Raw genomic sequence first — 14,166 nt, forward strand, 5'->3', positions numbered from 1 at the left:
GGCGGCGGCCTGCGGCCCCGCGGCCAGGCCGCGCAGCCAGCGCGCCGCCCAGACAGCCTCGGCCATCAGCAGCGCCGCCAGCGGCAGGGCCGCCCAGATGCCGGGTTCCAGCCGCAGCAGCCATTCGCCTACTATCCGCAGCGACACGCAGATGACGCCGGCCACCAGCATCGCCAGGATGACCAGGTCGCGGCGGCCGCGCTGGTAATAGAAACCCAGGCCCAACGTCACCGCGATCCAGGCCAGGCTGTTGACGGAACCCAGGCCGCGCGACATGGCGTCGCCGATCACCAGCACCGTCACCATCGGGCCGAACACCAGCGCCGTCACCAGCGGGCTGATGACCAGCGCCGCCAGGACCCGCGGGCCGATCAGCGTGCTGGCGCGCCAGCGGCGCGCCGCCAGTTCCCAGCCCAGCAGCAGAATCAGGTTCCAGGCGGCCATGATCAGGCTGGCGACCTGCGGGCCGCCCAGCAACAGCCACCAGTTGAACGCCCGTTCACCCAGCCACAGGGCCAGGGCGACGTTGCTGACCACCACCCACAGCAGCCAGACCGCCTGGCTGGTCGCCACCAGCGCCCAGGGCAGCAGCAGGACCGCCCACCAGGCGAACAATTCCCAGGTATCGGCGCCAGTCTGGTAAGTTTGGCCTAATAACGCGAGCAGGGCGCCGAGCAGGATGCCGGCCAGGGCCAGCAGCGCGCCGGGGATGCTGCGGCGCACCCCCGGGGTGGCGCGCAGGCGCAATCCGGCCCACGCCGCCGCCAGCGCGCTGAGGGCCAAAAGGCCCTGCGTGCCGGCGAAGCGTTGGATTTTGGTCATGTCCTGCCAGTTCGCCGCGACCCAGCAGATGGCGGCGCTGCCGAGCAGCAAAACCCCTAGCCAAAGGGTGCTGCGGGCCAGGAATTGGCGCCATGCGTGCAGTTCGGATCCCACTTGCCGTTCAGTGCCGACTTGCATCTCGCGAATCTCCGATCTTATTATCCGCGCTACTAAGGCGGGTCTGCCGCCACTGGATACACATGAATAAAACGCTGATTATTGCCGAGAAGCCCTCGGTGGCCCTTGATATATCACGCGCCTTGGGAGGCTTTGCGCGCGAGGGCGACTATTTTGAAAGCGAACGTTACGTACTCGCGTCCAGCATTGGCCATTTGCTGAGCTTGGTCGCGCCCAACGATCCGGTCAAGGGAAAGTGGAGCTTCACGCACCTGCCCGTAATTCCGCCTGAATTCGAACTGGGCCCGACCGACAAGAAATCGGCCGAACGCCTCAAGCTGCTGGTGCGCCTGGCCAAGCGCAAGGACGTCGATGCCATCATCAACGCCTGTGACGCTGGGCGCGAGGGCGAACTGATCTTCCGCTACATCATCCAGTACGCCGGGGTGAAGAAGCCGATCCAGCGCCTGTGGCTGCAATCCATGACGCAGGCCGCCATCCGCGAGGCCTTCGCCAACCTGCGCGACGACGTCCAGCTCAAGCCGCTGGAGGCCGCCGCCCGCTCGCGCGCCGAGGCCGACTGGCTGGTGGGCATCAACGGCACGCGCGCCATGACCGCCTTCAACAGCAAGGACGGCGGCTTCTTCAAGACGCCGGTGGGCCGGGTGCAGACCCCCACGCTGGCGATCGTGGCCGAGCGCGAAGAGCGCATCCGCCGCTTCGTCTCGCGCGATTACTGGGAAGTGCGCGCCACCTTCGTGGCGGCCGCCGGCCTGTATGAAGGCCGCTGGATCGACCCGGACTTCAAGAAAGACGAGCGCGACCCGGAAAAGCGCGAGTCGCGCCTGTGGTCGCAGGCCGCCGCCCAGAGCGTGGTGGCCGCCTGCCGCGCCCAGCCGGGCAGCGTGACCGAGGAATCCAAGCCGTCGACCCAGATGTCGCCGGCCCTGTACGACCTGACCTCGCTGCAGCGCGAGGCCAACGGCCGCTTCGGCTTTTCGGCCAAGACCACCCTGGCGCTGGCCCAGACCCTGTACGAACGCCACAAGGCGCTGACCTACCCGCGTACCGATTCGCGCTACCTGCCCGAGGACTACATCGGCACGGTGCAGGAAACCATGCGCGCGCTGGCCAAGGGCGGCTCCAACGCCGTCGGCGGGCTGTCGCGCCATGCCGACACCGTGGTCAGCCAGCACTGGGTCAAGCCGAACCGCCGCATCTTCGACAACAAGAAGGTGTCGGATCACTTTGCCATCATCCCGACGCTGCAGATCCCGCACGACCTGAGCGAGGCCGAGGCCAAGCTCTACGACCTGGTGCTCAAGCGCTTCCTGGCCGTGTTCTTCCCGGCCGCCGAATACCGCGTCACCACCCGCATGACCGAGGTGCAGGGGCATCGCTTCCGCACCGACGGCAAGGTGCTGGTCAGCCCGGGCTGGCTGGCCGTGTACGGCAAGGAAGCGCAGGGCGAGGACGCCAACCTGGTGCCGGTGGCCGACGGTGAAACCGTGCGCACCGAGGAAGTCGAAGCCGTGGGCCTGGCCACCAAGCCGCCGGCGCGCTTCAACGAAGGCACGCTGCTGTCGGCCATGGAAGGCGCCGGCAAGCTGGTGGACGACGAGGAACTGCGCGAGGCCATGTCCGAGCGCGGCCTGGGCACGCCGGCCACCCGCGCGGCCATCATCGAAGGCCTGCTCAACGAGGTCTACCTGCGCCGCGAGGGCCGCGACCTGGTGCCGACCGCCAAGGCGCGCCAGCTGATGACGCTGCTGTCGGGCCTGGACGTGTCGGAACTGACTTCGCCCGAGCTGACCGGCGAATGGGAACACAAGCTCAAGCAGATCGAGCAGGGCGCGCTGGACCGCCAGGCCTTCATGCGCGAGATCGCCCAGATGACGCAGGTCATCGTCAAGCGCGCCAAGGAATACGAGCGCGACACGGTGCCCGGCGACTACGCCACGCTGCAGACGCCGTGCCCCAAGTGCGGCGGGGTGGTCAAGGAAAACTACCGCCGCTTCGCCTGCACCAACTGCGACTTCTCGATCGGCAAGCACCCGGGCGGCCGCACCTTCGAGCTGCCGGAAGTCGAGGAACTGCTGGCCAAGCGCGAGATCGGTCCGCTGCAGGGCTTCATCAGCAAGATGGGCCGGCCGTTCGCCGCCATCCTGCGCATCAGCGACGAGTACAAGCTGGAATTCGACTTCGGCCAGAACGACGAGGACGACAGCGAGGCGGTGGATTTCTCCGGCCACACGCCGGTGGGCAACTGCCCCAAGTGCCAGTCGCGCGTGTTCGAGCACGGCATGAGCTATGTCTGCGAGAAGTCGGTCGGCCCTGAAAAGAGCTGCGACTTCCGCTCCGGCAAGGTCATCCTGCAACAGGAAATCTCGCGCGAGCAGATGGAAAAGCTGCTGACCGACGGCCGCACCGACCTGCTCGACGGCTTCGTCTCCAGCCGCACCAACCGCAAGTTCAAGGCCTTCCTGGTGCGTCAGCCCGACGGCAAGATCGGCTTCGAGTTCGAACCGCGTCCGGAGAAACCCGGCCGCGGCCGCGCGCCGGCCAAGACCGCCGCCACCGCCACCAAGACGGCGGCGAAGAAGGCGCCGGCCAAGAAGGCCGCGGTGAAAAAGACCGCCACGAAAACGGCCACCAAGACGGCAACCAAAACGGCGACCAAGACCGCCGCCAAGAAGGCCGTGAAGAAGGCCGCGCCCAAGAAGACCGCGGCATAGACCGCCACGGTCTACACTTGCGTGGCACGACGAGAACGCCCGGGCAACCGGGCGTTTTCCATTGTTGGACGGCAGGCGCCGCTGCGGTATTGTTGACGCCAAACAACCACACCCGATCGAGACTGAGGAAGACATGAGCACGAGCCCCCACTTCACCACCCGCCGCCGTGTGCTGGCCGCAACCGGGGCGCTCGCCGGCGTCACCCTGATCGGCGGCCGCGTCGCCTTCGCCCAGCCCAAGCTGGGCCGCGTGGTCTACGGGCAGGGCAGCATCGACCCGTTCTTCGCGGCCGGCTATGTGGCGCTCAAGAAGGGCTATTTCGGCGAAGGGGGCCTGGAGGTCGAGTACCTGAATTCGCAGAGCGGCCCGCGCACCAACCAACTGCTGGCGGCCGGCCAGATCGCCTTCGGCGCCACCGCGGCCACCGCCGCGCCGGCCCTGACGCTGGCCGGCAAGCCGGCCACGCTGGTGTTCGGCTTCGACCGCAAGCTGACCTACGCCAACGTCATCGTGCGGCGCGAGGACTTCGAGAGCGGCAAGATCAAGTCGCTCAAGGACCTGGCCGGCAAGCGCGTGGGCGCGACCCAGCCGCAGTCCAGCACCTGGCTGATGGCGCTGTACCTGATGCAGAAGGCCGGCGTGGCCGACAAGGTCGACATCCGCCCCCTGGGCGACCTGGCCACCATGCTCGGCGCGCTCAAGACCGGCTCGGTGGCCGCCAGCATGGCCACCATGTCGATGATGGAACAGGCCCGGCAGGAAGGCTGGGGCGTGCCGATCTTCGACGCCACCACCGAGGCCTCGTGGAACGAGTTCATGGGCGGCGACGTGCCGGGCATCGCCGCGCTGACGCTGCAGGACACCATCCAGAAGCGGCCGGAGACGGTGCAGGCCTTCGTCACGGGCCTGGTGCGGGCGCAGGACTTCATCACCGCCCACAGCGCCGCCGAGATCGCCGACGTGATCTACGACGATTATCTGAACGCCTTCCCGCGCGCCGCCATCGAGAAGACGCTGGGCGTGTACAAGGAAACCGTGTTCCTGAAGGACAACCTGATTTCCCAGGACGCCTACGACCGCATGACCGCGATCATGGGCGACGGCCGCCAGTTCTCGAACGACGAGATCAAGACCGTGCCGTACGCCAAGTGCGTCGACATGAGCTTCGTGCGCAAAGCGCGAGGCCTGTGATGATCACGCTGGACCGGGTGGGCAAAGCCTACCAGACGCGCCAGGGCACCACCCACGCGGTGGGCGAGGTCAGCCTGGAGATCGCGGCGGGCGAGTTCGTGTCGATCGTCGGCCCCTCGGGCTGCGGCAAGAGCACGCTGCTGAACATGATCGCCGGCTTCCTGCCGCCCACCACCGGCCAGATCCGGGTCGACGGCCAGGTGGTCGACGGCCAGGTGCCGCCGGCGCTGGGCTACATCTTCCAGAAGGACACGCTGCTGCCCTGGTTCAGCGTCAGGAAGAACGTGGCGCTGGGCCTGAAGTTCCAGGGCGTGCCGGCCGCGCGCATCGCCAGCCGGGTGGCCGAGCTGCTGGAGCTGGGCCACCTGACGGCCTTCGCCGACGCCTTTCCGCACCAGCTGTCGGGCGGCATGCGGCGGCGCGTGGCGCTGCTGATGAGCCTGGCGGTGGAGCCGCGCATCCTGCTGCTGGACGAGCCGTTCGGCGCGCTCGATACGCACACCAAGACCCACCTGCACCGCGAGCTGATGGAAATCTGGCGCAAGCTGGGCCAGACCGTGGTGCTGGTCACGCACGACCTGGACGAGGCCATCCTGCTGTCGGATCGCGTGGTGGTGCTGTCCGGCCCGCCCAGCCGCGTGCTGCTGGACGAGCGCATCGCCATCCCGCATCCGCGCGACGTCTTCACCCTGCGCGAGACGCCGCAGTTCGTCACCCACGTGCAAAGCCTCTGGAGCGTGCTGGGCCAGCAGTTCCGCGCCGCCGCCTGATTCCGCCATGACCGCTCCCGAATTCACCGATACCCTGCAGGACCAGCTGCGGCTGGACCGCCGCGCCAGCGCCCTGCGGCGCATGCGCATCACCTTGTGGCAGGTGCTGATCCTGGCCCTCATCCTCGGCTCCTGGGAAACGCTGACGCGCATCCCGTGGTTCACCCAGAACACGCTGTTCGATCCGTTCTTCATCAGCCAGCCCTCGCGCGTGGCGGTGCGGCTGTGGGAATGGCTGCAACCCGGCCCGCGCTCGGTCTGGCCGCACCTGTGGCTGACGCTGCAGGCCACGCTGGTCGGACTGGTGGTGGGCGTGGGCAGCGGCTTCATCGTCGGCATGACGCTGAGCCGCAGCCGCTTCCTGGCGGACGTGTTCAACCCGTTCATCGTGGCCTTCAACTCGATGCCGCGCATCGCCTTCGTGCCGCTCATCACCATGTTCTTCGGCCTGGGGCTGGCGTCCAAGGTGGTGACCTCGTGGTTCGTGGTGTTCTTTCTGGTGTTCTTCAACACCTACAAGGGCGGGCGCAGCGTCGAGCGCGAGCTGGTGGACTTCTGCCGCACGCTGGGCGGGTCGCCGCGCCAGATCCTGTGGCGCGTGCGCATCCCGACCGCGGCCGCCTGGACCTTCGCCGCGCTGCCCAACGCCATCAGCTTCGCGCTGATCGGCGTGGTGCTGGCCGAGTTCGTCGGCTCCACCACCGGCATGGGCTACCTGATGATCACCGCGCTGGCTACACTGAACGCCACCGACATGTTCGCGGCGGTCACGCTGCTGTCCATCGTCGGCATCGCGCTGGTGTACTGCGTCACCTGGCTGGAACGGCGGCTGCTGCACTGGGCGCCCGAATTCCGCGAATGAACCGAGCCGCGACCATGACGACTTCCTTGCCCTATCTGCGCAACTTCGACCTGAGCGGCCAGGTCGCGCTGGTGACCGGCTCGGCCCGCGGGCTGGGCTTCTGTATCGCCCGCGCGCTGGCCGGCTGCGGCGCGCGCGTGCTGATCAACGGCCGCAACGAGCAGGCCGCGGAAAGCGCCGCCGCCACGCTGCGCGCCGATGGCCTGGACGCGCACGCGCTGGCCTTCGACGTCAGCGACGACGACGCCATGGCGCGGGCCTTCGAGCGCATCGACCGCGAGCATGGCCGCCTGGACATCCTGGTGAACAACGTCGGCGCGCGCAACCGCAAGACGCTGGCCGACACCAGCGCCGCCGAGATCCGCGAGCTGATCGACACCGACCTGGTGGCCGGCATCCTGCTGGCCAAGCACGCCGCCGAGCGCATGGCGCGCCAGGGCGGCGGCCGCCTGATCGCCATCACCTCCGTGGTGGGCGAGCTGGCGCGCGCCGGCGACGCGGTCTATCCGGCCGCCAAGCAGGGCCTGACCGGCATGGTGCGGGCGCTGGCGGCGGAGTTCGGCGGACGCGGCATCACCAGCAACGCCATCGCGCCGGGCACGTTCGCCACCGAGACCAATGCGCAGATGGTGGCCGACCCCGCGGTCGGCCCGCGCATCGCGGCGCGCAACCCGACCGGCCGCTGGGGCGAGCCGGAAGAGATCGCCGGCGCGGCGGTGTTCCTGGCATCGAAAGCGGCGTCCTACGTCAACGGGCACGTGCTCGTGGTCGACGGCGGGTTGTCGATCCAGTTCTGACAGGACGGCAAAAGCGAAGGGGCCCGCAAAGGGCCCCTTCGTCATTCCGGCGGCCCCGCGTGGGAGGTCCGCCTGCCCGGCAATCGCCGCCGGCTCAGGTCGTCTCGTCCTGGTACCAGACGCCTTCGGCCAGCATCATCTTGTGGTGGCCATGGCCGGCCGGCATCATGGGGAAGCAGTTCTCCTGCGCCGTCACCGCCACGTCGAGGAAGTAGGGGCCGTCGTGCGCCAGGCATTCGGCCAGCGCCGCGTCCAGCTGCGCCGGGTCCTCGACCCGCGCCGCGCCCCAGCCGAAGGCCCGCGCCAGCGCCACGAAATCGGGCAGCGAGGCGTTGTAGCTGTGGCTGTAGCGGCCGCCGTGGATCAGTTCCTGCCACTGGCGCACCATGCCCATGTAGCCGTTGTTGCACAGCACGACCTTGACCGGCGCCTGGTGCTGCATGGCGGTGGACAGTTCCTGGATATTCATCAGCACCGAGGCGTCGCCGCTGACGCACACCACGGTCTTGTCCGGATGCGCGACCTGCGCGCCGATGGCGGCCGGCACGCCGTAGCCCATGGTGCCGGCGCCGCCGGAGGTGAGCCAGCGGTACGGCTGGTCGAAGCGCAGGTACTGCGCGGCCCACATCTGGTGCTGGCCGACGTCGGTCGAGACGATGGCGTCGCGCCCAGCCAGCGCCGCGTTCAGGCGCGACATCAGGTGCTGCGGCAGGATGGCGTCGGCCGCCGGGGTGTAGCCCAGGCAGTCCTGCGCGCGCCAGGCCTGCACCCGCGCCCACCACGGCGCCAGCCGGGCCGCATCGAGCGGCCCGCCCAGCTCGGCCTGCAGGGCGCGCACCAGCGGCAGGCAGTCGCCCACCAGGGCCACGTCCACCCGCACCACCTTGTTGATGGAGGCGGGGTCGATGTCGATATGGATCTTGCGCGCATGCGGGCAGAACTCGGACAGCTTGCCGGTGATGCGGTCGTCGAAGCGGGCGCCGATGCAGACCACCAGGTCGGCGTTGTGCATGGCCAGGTTGGCCTCGACGGTGCCGTGCATGCCGAGCATGCCGACGAACTGTGGATCGGAGGCCGGGAACGCCCCCAGGCCCATCAGCGTGAGGGTGCAGGGCGCGCCGCTGGCGCGCACCAGTTCGGTGAAGGCGGCGCAGGCCTCGGGGCCGGCGTTCACCAGCCCGCCGCCGCCGTAGAAAATGGGGCGTTTGGCCTGGGCGATCAGCGCGGCGGCGCGGCGCACCGCCGACTGCGGCAGCTTGGGCGCCAGCTTGCCCGACTGGCGCCGCGCGCGCAGCGCCGCCAGCTTCTGCTGCGACGGGGTGTCGTCGTCGCCGTCGGCATCGCGCGGCACGGCCAGCTGCACGTCCTTGGGGAAGTCCAGCAGCACCGGGCCGGGCCGGCCCTGGCGCGTCAGTTCAAAGGCGCGGGCGGTGACGGCGGCGACGTCGTCGACCGACCGCACCTGGGTGTTCCACTTGGTCACGGAACGCGAGATGCCGATGGCGTCGCATTCCTGGAAGGCGTCGGTGCCGATGGCGCTGGTGGCGACCTGGCCGCTGATGCACAGCACCGGGATCGAGTCGCACATGGCGTCCAGCAGGCCCGAGGTGGTGTTGGCCATGCCGGGGCCGGAGGTCACGAACACCACGCCGGTGCGGCCGGTGGTGCGGGCGTAGCCCTCGGCGGCGTGCACGGCGGCCTGCTCGTGGCGCACCAGCACGTGGCGCAGGCGCGGCTCGGCATAGAGCGCGTCATACAGCGGCAGCACGGCGCCGCCGGGATAGCCGAACACGGTGTCCACGCCGTGCGCGATCAGCGTTTCCAGCAGAATCCTGGCCCCGTTGGCGGGGGGAGTTTCAGGGGCGGCAAGCGCGGCGGCGACGGAGGGGTGCAGGCGATCGTTCATGCTATCCATCTTATTGGGAATCCGGGAGAATATTTATCTTCTTTTCCACGAATTGCCGGCAAACGCAGTAAATTTATCTTTGGATCGGAGGAATCAAAGAAAATGAACCTGGACAAGTTTGATTTGGCGATTCTGCGCGCCCTGCAAGAGAACGCCCGCGCCAGCCTCAACGACATCGGCGCGGCGGTCGGCCTGTCGTCCACGCCGTGCTGGAACCGGATCAAGCGCATGGAGGCCGCCGGCGTCATCCGCGGCTACACGGTCGACATCGACCCGGCCAGCCTGGGCTTCATGGACACGGTCATCGTCCACGTGACCCTGGAAAGCCACAGCGAGGAAACGCTCTATGAGTTCGGGCGGGCGCTGGCGCAGATTCCGGAGGTGCTGGAAGCCTTCCTGGTGTCGGGCGACTACGACTATTACATCCGCATCGCCGTGCGCGACACCCGCGACTACGAGCGGCTGCTGCGCGAGCAGCTGTATCGCATCCCCGGCATCCGCCACAGCAAATCCTGCTTCGTATTGCGGCGCCTGAAGGAAACCATGCTGCCGCTGAACGGGCCGACGACCTGAATCCTGGCGCTCAGCGCAGCACGCAGTCCACCGGCTGCGCCGGCTCGGGCAGCGGCCGCACGCCCAGCCCGTCCAGCAGGTCGATCTCGATCACCCGCGCCAGGGCCGACAGCGGCAGGTCGTTTTCCTCCAGGCCGAACGGGTCTTCCAGCTCGTCGCCCAGCGCGTCCAGCCCGAAGAAGGTATAGGCGATGATGGTGACCGCCACCGGCATCAGGTATTCCAGCGTGCCCACCAGCCCGAACGGCAGCAGCAGGCAGAACAGCTAGGCCGTGCGATGCAGCAGCAGCGAATAGGCGAACGGCGTCGGCGTGTACTTGATGCGCTCACAGGCCGCCTGGATCGCCGCGCATTGCGCCACCCGCTGCGTCAGCCCCTGGTACAGGATGTCGGTCAATTCGCCGCGCCGCAGACAGGCCGCCAGGTCGCGGTTGATCGCCATCAGCAGCGCGTCCGGCACGTTGCGGTTGCCGGCCAGCGTATCCAGTTCCTCGGGCTGCACCCAGGGCCGCACCGCTTCCAGCATGTCCTGGTCGCGCAGCCGCGCCGCCAGCGCATAGCCGAAGCCGATGCAACGCCGCACCAGCCGCTCCTGCACCGGATTGGCGGTGCTGGCCGCCAGCAGCACCGCGCTCTCGCGCGCCAGGCTGCGGGCCTGCACGATCAGGTCGCCCCATTGCTTGCGCGCTTCCCACCAGCGGTCATAGCAGACGTTGTTGCGAAACCCCATGAACACCGACAGCGCCAGCCCGAACAGCGAGAACGGCACCGCCGACAGGTGCGTGGGCGAGAACCATTGCCGGTGATACATCCAGACCACCACGCACGACAGCACGGTGATCACCAGGATGCGGCTGAAGATGCGGGGAATGATGGAACCGCGCAAGACAAAGAACAGAGCCAGCGCGGAAGGACGCGGACGGACAATCATGGTGCAGGTGAACAAAGAAACGAGGCGGCGCTCACTATACGCCTGTCATCGTGTCATGAGCGCGCCGATATAATTCTGTTTCGTCTCACCGCCACACTTGCCACTCAATGACCACCGAAGACACCCCCATCAAGCCCTGGTACGTCGTGCGCCGCTCCAAGCTGCACGGCAACGGCGTCTTCGCCGCCCGCAAGATCCCCGCGGGCACCCGCATCATCGAGTACGGCGGCGCCCGCATCAGCGCCAAGGAAGCCGACCGTCGCCACCCCACCAATCCCGACGATCCCTTCCACACCTTCTTCTTCGCCCTCAGCTCCGGCCGCGTCATCGACGGCGGCGACCAGGGCAACGACGCCCGCTGGATCAACCACTCCTGCGAGCCCAACTGCGAAGCCCAGGAAGGCAAGCACGGCAAGCGCGTCTACATCGTCGCCCTGAACGACATCCCGCGCGGCACCGAACTCTCCTACGACTACGGCCTGGTCCTAGACGGCCGCATCACCAAGGCCCTGAAGGAAGGCTACAAGTGCCTCTGCGGCACCCCGCCGTGTCGCGGCACCATGCTGGCCCTGCCCGAAAAGAAGAAGAAAAAGAAACCGGCCGAAGCGCAAACCGAAGCCGCGAAGTAAGCAAGCGGCGAGGGCACCCACAGCGCAGCCCCAACAGCTGCGCTCGCCCGACACCCGGCATCCAGCCCGGCACCGCCCCGACGCAAGCCCCTCAAACGCCAAAGAAGGCCGCCCGCGCGGCCGCCTTTGGCGACCCCGCAAGACCCTCCCCCCAGCCCCATCCTGGGCCAAAACGCCAAGCAAACCGCTTTCCCCCAGCGCCCGTGAAGGTACAGCTGACCGAGCCGGGGGTGGCGGGGCTTGGGGGGAGCGGGGCGTGTAGATGCGCCCAACGGAAACCGAAGGGAGCCGAAGGCGGACGAGGTTGAGGCAGGGGCAGTCCGGAGCGAACGCTCCGGACCGCAATCGTAGCCCCGCTCCCCCCAAGCCCCGCCACCCCCGGCGTCTCAAGAACCCCACCCCCACACCCCCAAAACCCCACCCCGAATAAGCATATTCCGCCCCATTCCCAAGACAAGCGTAAAATCCCCGATGTCGTTAACACGACAAACAAGCAGTACGTCTTCAGGGCGGGGCGAAATTCCCCACCGGCGGTATGCCAAGCAACTTGGCGAGCCCGCGAGCGCCCGGCGTCCTTCACGGAGGACACCGGGGTCAGCAGATCTGGTGAGATGCCAGAGCCGACGGTCACAGTCCGGATGAGAGAAGATGTGCCGTCACAAGACCCCCCTGTCCGGGCCCAAGCGCCTGGACAGCCGGTTCGCGTTCGGCTGTCGATGAGCCCTGAAACGTTTTTCGCCCCCTTTTTTCGCGAGAGCGTTTCAATGTCCAACGTTACCCTTACCCCGCAGTCCCTCCCCAGCCTGGCCGCCCAGCCCTTCGCCGCGCGCCTGCAACGCGCCCTGCATCACCTGCGCCTGGGCCGCCCCGTCATCCTCATGGATGACTTCGACCGTGAAAACGAAGCCGACCTCATCGTCGCCGCCGACAAGCTGACCGTGCCCGTCATGGCCCAGCTGATCCGCGACGGCAGCGGCATCGTCTGCCTGTGCCTGCCCGGCGAAGCCCTCGACCGTCTCGACCTGGCCCCCATGGTCCAGCGCAACCAGAGCCGCTTCGCCACCGCCTTCACCGTCTCGATCGAGGCGCGCGAAGGCGTCAGCACCGGCGTGTCGGCCGTGGACCGCGTCACCACCATCCGCGCCGCCATCTCGCCCACCGCCCAGGCCGACGACATCGTCAGCCCCGGCCACGTCTTCCCGCTGCGGGCCCAGGCCGGCGGCGTGCTGACCCGCCGCGGCCACACCGAAGGCTCGGTCGACCTGGCCACGCTGGCCGGCCTGCGTCCCGCCGGCGTGCTGTGCGAACTGATGAACGCCGACGGCACCATGATGCGTGGCGCCGCGCTCGAGCGCTACGCCGCCCAGCACGGCCTGGTCGCCCTGACCATCGCCGAACTGGCCGACCACCTGCAGCAGCTGCGCGACGGCCAGGCCCAGCCGGTCGACGACGATGTGCTGGAAATGGCCGCCACCGTCTGAACGTAAAAAGGCGCCCGCGTCAGCGGGCGCCTTGATCGTCAATCGATACGCCAGCCCTGGGCCGCAGCCCGGGCCGGCGCAATGCCGCGGCCTTACGCGGCCGCCGCCCGGCCCCGCAGCGCCATCGCCACGAACACCGCGCCCAGCGCGCACGCGCCGCCCAAGGCATAGACCGCGCCGTAGCCCTGCATGCCGGCCAACCAGCCGGCCGCGGGGCTGGCGATGCCCAGCGCCACGTCCAGAAACGCCACATACGCCCCCATGGCCGCGCCGCGGCTGGCCGGCGGCACGCGCCGCACCGCCTCCACGCCGAAGGCCGGGAACGCCAGCGAATAGCCCGCGCCGCTCAACAGCGCGCCGGCAAACGCCCACGCCGGCGTCGGGCCCATCCAGATCAGCCATTGGCCGGCCGCCTCGATCAGCACGCACACCAGCGCCACGCGCGCGCCGCCCAGCTTGTCGGGCAGCCCGGCGAAGAACAGCCGCGCCACGATGAAGCCGACGCCGAACAGGCTGAACATCCACGCCGCGCCGTCCCAGCCGCGCTGGGCGAACAACAAGGTGATGAAGGCGGTGATGACGCCAAAGCCGACGCTGGTCAGCGCCAGGCCCAGGCCCGGCAGCATCACCAGGCCCAGCACGCGATAGAAGGGCGTGCGCACGCCGCCTGCCGGCGGCACGCCGCGCTGCGGCAGCACCAGCGCCAACGCCAGCACGGGGATGAAGACCGTGGCCCAGGCGATGCCGGCGAAACCGGTCGCACCGTACAGCTGCATGCCGGCGGGCGCGCCCAGCCCGAAGGCGGCGTAGATCGCCACGCCGATCCAGGCCATCACGCGGCCCGCGTTCTGCGGCCCGACGCGGCCCACACCCCAGCTGAGCGCGCCGGTGACGATCAGGCTTTCGGCGCAGCCCATGAGGGCGCGGCCGGCCATCAGCGCGGCCAGCGCCGCGCGCGGCTGCAGCTGTGCGAGGTCGTCGGCCAGCAGGTAGAGCAGGCCGGCCACCGAGCCCAGCAGGAAGCCGGTGACCACGGCGCGCTTGGCGCCGCGGCGATCGGCCAGCGCGCCCGACCAGGCGCGTGACAGCAGCGCCGCCGCGAACTGCAGGCCGGCGACGATGCCCACCACCAGCGCGCCCTGCGCCAGCACGCCGTCGACGTACAGCGGCAGCACCGGCATGGGCAGGCCGACCATGAAGAAGCCGACGAAGACCGCCAGCGCCAGGGGCAATATCTGCATGAAGACGGGACGCGCGGTCCCGCCGGCCGCGGGCAGCACCGCGGCCGTCGATGCATTCGACATGAGGATTCCTTGAAAGGGGAGAAACGGCACCGTGTGGCCGGCTCGCC

General features: G+C 68.8%; 11 protein-coding genes, 1 pseudogene and 1 riboswitch. Of the genes and pseudogenes, 8 read left to right on the forward strand and 4 right to left on the reverse strand.

Annotated elements, in window-relative coordinates; genetic code table 11:
* Positions 1 to 960 (reverse strand): DUF2157 domain-containing protein (locus H0523_RS21755; RefSeq protein WP_180180142.1); only part of this gene is annotated, 960 nt, incomplete at its 3' end.
* A gap of 62 nt (positions 961 to 1,022) precedes the next feature.
* On the opposite strand from H0523_RS21755, the gene H0523_RS21760 reads away from it, so the two are divergent.
* The 5 genes from H0523_RS21760 (at position 1,023) to H0523_RS21780 (ending at position 7,295) form a co-directional block, all read left to right on the forward strand.
* Positions 1,023 to 3,674, forward strand: coding sequence for a DNA topoisomerase III (locus tag H0523_RS21760; protein WP_054433835.1), 2,652 nt, complete (start codon positions 1,023 to 1,025; stop codon positions 3,672 to 3,674).
* A 133-nt stretch (positions 3,675 to 3,807) separates the two neighbouring features.
* Positions 3,808 to 4,866, forward strand: a complete 1,059-nt coding sequence (locus H0523_RS21765; RefSeq protein WP_054433834.1) for an ABC transporter substrate-binding protein — start codon at positions 3,808 to 3,810, stop codon at positions 4,864 to 4,866.
* On the forward strand, positions 4,866 to 5,636 hold the full coding sequence (locus H0523_RS21770; protein WP_054433833.1) for an ABC transporter ATP-binding protein: 771 nt from the start codon (positions 4,866 to 4,868) through the stop codon (positions 5,634 to 5,636). The genes H0523_RS21765 and H0523_RS21770 overlap by 1 nt, the downstream gene beginning before the upstream one ends.
* Before the next feature lie 7 nt (positions 5,637 to 5,643).
* Entirely contained in the window at positions 5,644 to 6,498 is an 855-nt protein-coding gene (locus H0523_RS21775; RefSeq protein WP_054433832.1) for an ABC transporter permease, read from the forward strand.
* Positions 6,499 to 6,512: 14 nt separating this feature from the next.
* Positions 6,513 to 7,295 carry an SDR family oxidoreductase gene (locus H0523_RS21780; protein WP_082404740.1) on the forward strand — a complete coding sequence of 261 codons (783 nt, stop codon included), beginning with the start codon at positions 6,513 to 6,515 and terminating at the stop codon, positions 7,293 to 7,295.
* Between the two features lie 94 nt (positions 7,296 to 7,389).
* Here H0523_RS21780 and ilvB read toward each other — a convergent pair whose 3' ends face one another.
* Entirely contained in the window at positions 7,390 to 9,210 is a 1,821-nt protein-coding gene (gene ilvB / locus H0523_RS21785) for a biosynthetic-type acetolactate synthase large subunit (RefSeq protein ID WP_156333485.1), read from the reverse strand.
* A 93-nt stretch (positions 9,211 to 9,303) separates the two neighbouring features.
* On the opposite strand from ilvB, the gene H0523_RS21790 reads away from it, so the two are divergent.
* On the forward strand, positions 9,304 to 9,774 hold the full coding sequence (locus tag H0523_RS21790) for an Lrp/AsnC family transcriptional regulator (RefSeq protein ID WP_054433830.1): 471 nt from the start codon (positions 9,304 to 9,306) through the stop codon (positions 9,772 to 9,774).
* 10 nt (positions 9,775 to 9,784) lie between these two features.
* On the opposite strand, the pseudogene H0523_RS21795 reads toward H0523_RS21790, so the two are convergent.
* Positions 9,785 to 10,705, reverse strand: a pseudogene (locus H0523_RS21795) (bestrophin family protein).
* 107 nt (positions 10,706 to 10,812) lie between these two features.
* Here H0523_RS21795 and H0523_RS21800 point away from each other — a divergent pair.
* Both H0523_RS21800 and ribB read left to right on the forward strand, forming a co-directional pair.
* A complete protein-coding gene (locus H0523_RS21800) occupies positions 10,813 to 11,334 on the forward strand; it encodes an SET domain-containing protein (protein WP_054433829.1) in 522 nt (173 codons plus the stop codon).
* A 496-nt stretch (positions 11,335 to 11,830) separates the two neighbouring features.
* A riboswitch (FMN riboswitch) is annotated at positions 11,831 to 11,988 on the forward strand.
* Positions 11,989 to 12,098: 110 nt separating this feature from the next.
* Positions 12,099 to 12,815, forward strand: a complete 717-nt coding sequence (gene ribB, locus H0523_RS21805) for a 3,4-dihydroxy-2-butanone-4-phosphate synthase (protein WP_054431089.1) — start codon at positions 12,099 to 12,101, stop codon at positions 12,813 to 12,815.
* Positions 12,816 to 12,907: 92 nt separating this feature from the next.
* Here ribB and H0523_RS21810 read toward each other — a convergent pair whose 3' ends face one another.
* Positions 12,908 to 14,119 carry an MFS transporter gene (locus H0523_RS21810; RefSeq protein ID WP_054431088.1) on the reverse strand — a complete coding sequence of 404 codons (1,212 nt, stop codon included), beginning with the start codon at positions 14,117 to 14,119 and terminating at the stop codon, positions 12,908 to 12,910.
* Between the last annotated feature and the right edge of the window lie 47 nt (positions 14,120 to 14,166).

This window comes from Achromobacter insuavis (assembly GCF_902859645.1).
GTDB lineage: Bacteria > Pseudomonadota > Gammaproteobacteria > Burkholderiales > Burkholderiaceae_B > Achromobacter > Achromobacter insuavis.

What these genes read in the sequence shown, in the direction of transcription:
- H0523_RS21760 (WP_054433835.1), top strand. Translation starts at nt 1,023, where the DNA reads ATGAATAAAACGCTGATTATTGCCGAGAAGCCCTCGGTGGCCCTTGAT.
- H0523_RS21765 (WP_054433834.1), top strand. Translation starts at nt 3,808, where the DNA reads ATGAGCACGAGCCCCCACTTCACCACCCGCCGCCGTGTGCTGGCCGCA.
- H0523_RS21770 (WP_054433833.1), top strand. Translation starts at nt 4,866, where the DNA reads ATGATCACGCTGGACCGGGTGGGCAAAGCCTACCAGACGCGCCAGGGC.
- H0523_RS21775 (WP_054433832.1), top strand. Translation starts at nt 5,644, where the DNA reads ATGACCGCTCCCGAATTCACCGATACCCTGCAGGACCAGCTGCGGCTG.
- H0523_RS21780 (WP_082404740.1), top strand. Translation starts at nt 6,513, where the DNA reads ATGACGACTTCCTTGCCCTATCTGCGCAACTTCGACCTGAGCGGCCAG.
- ilvB (WP_156333485.1), bottom strand. Translation starts at nt 9,210, where the DNA reads ATGGATAGCATGAACGATCGCCTGCACCCCTCCGTCGCCGCCGCGCTT.
- H0523_RS21790 (WP_054433830.1), top strand. Translation starts at nt 9,304, where the DNA reads ATGAACCTGGACAAGTTTGATTTGGCGATTCTGCGCGCCCTGCAAGAG.
- H0523_RS21800 (WP_054433829.1), top strand. Translation starts at nt 10,813, where the DNA reads ATGACCACCGAAGACACCCCCATCAAGCCCTGGTACGTCGTGCGCCGC.
- ribB (WP_054431089.1), top strand. Translation starts at nt 12,099, where the DNA reads ATGTCCAACGTTACCCTTACCCCGCAGTCCCTCCCCAGCCTGGCCGCC.
- H0523_RS21810 (WP_054431088.1), bottom strand. Translation starts at nt 14,119, where the DNA reads ATGTCGAATGCATCGACGGCCGCGGTGCTGCCCGCGGCCGGCGGGACC.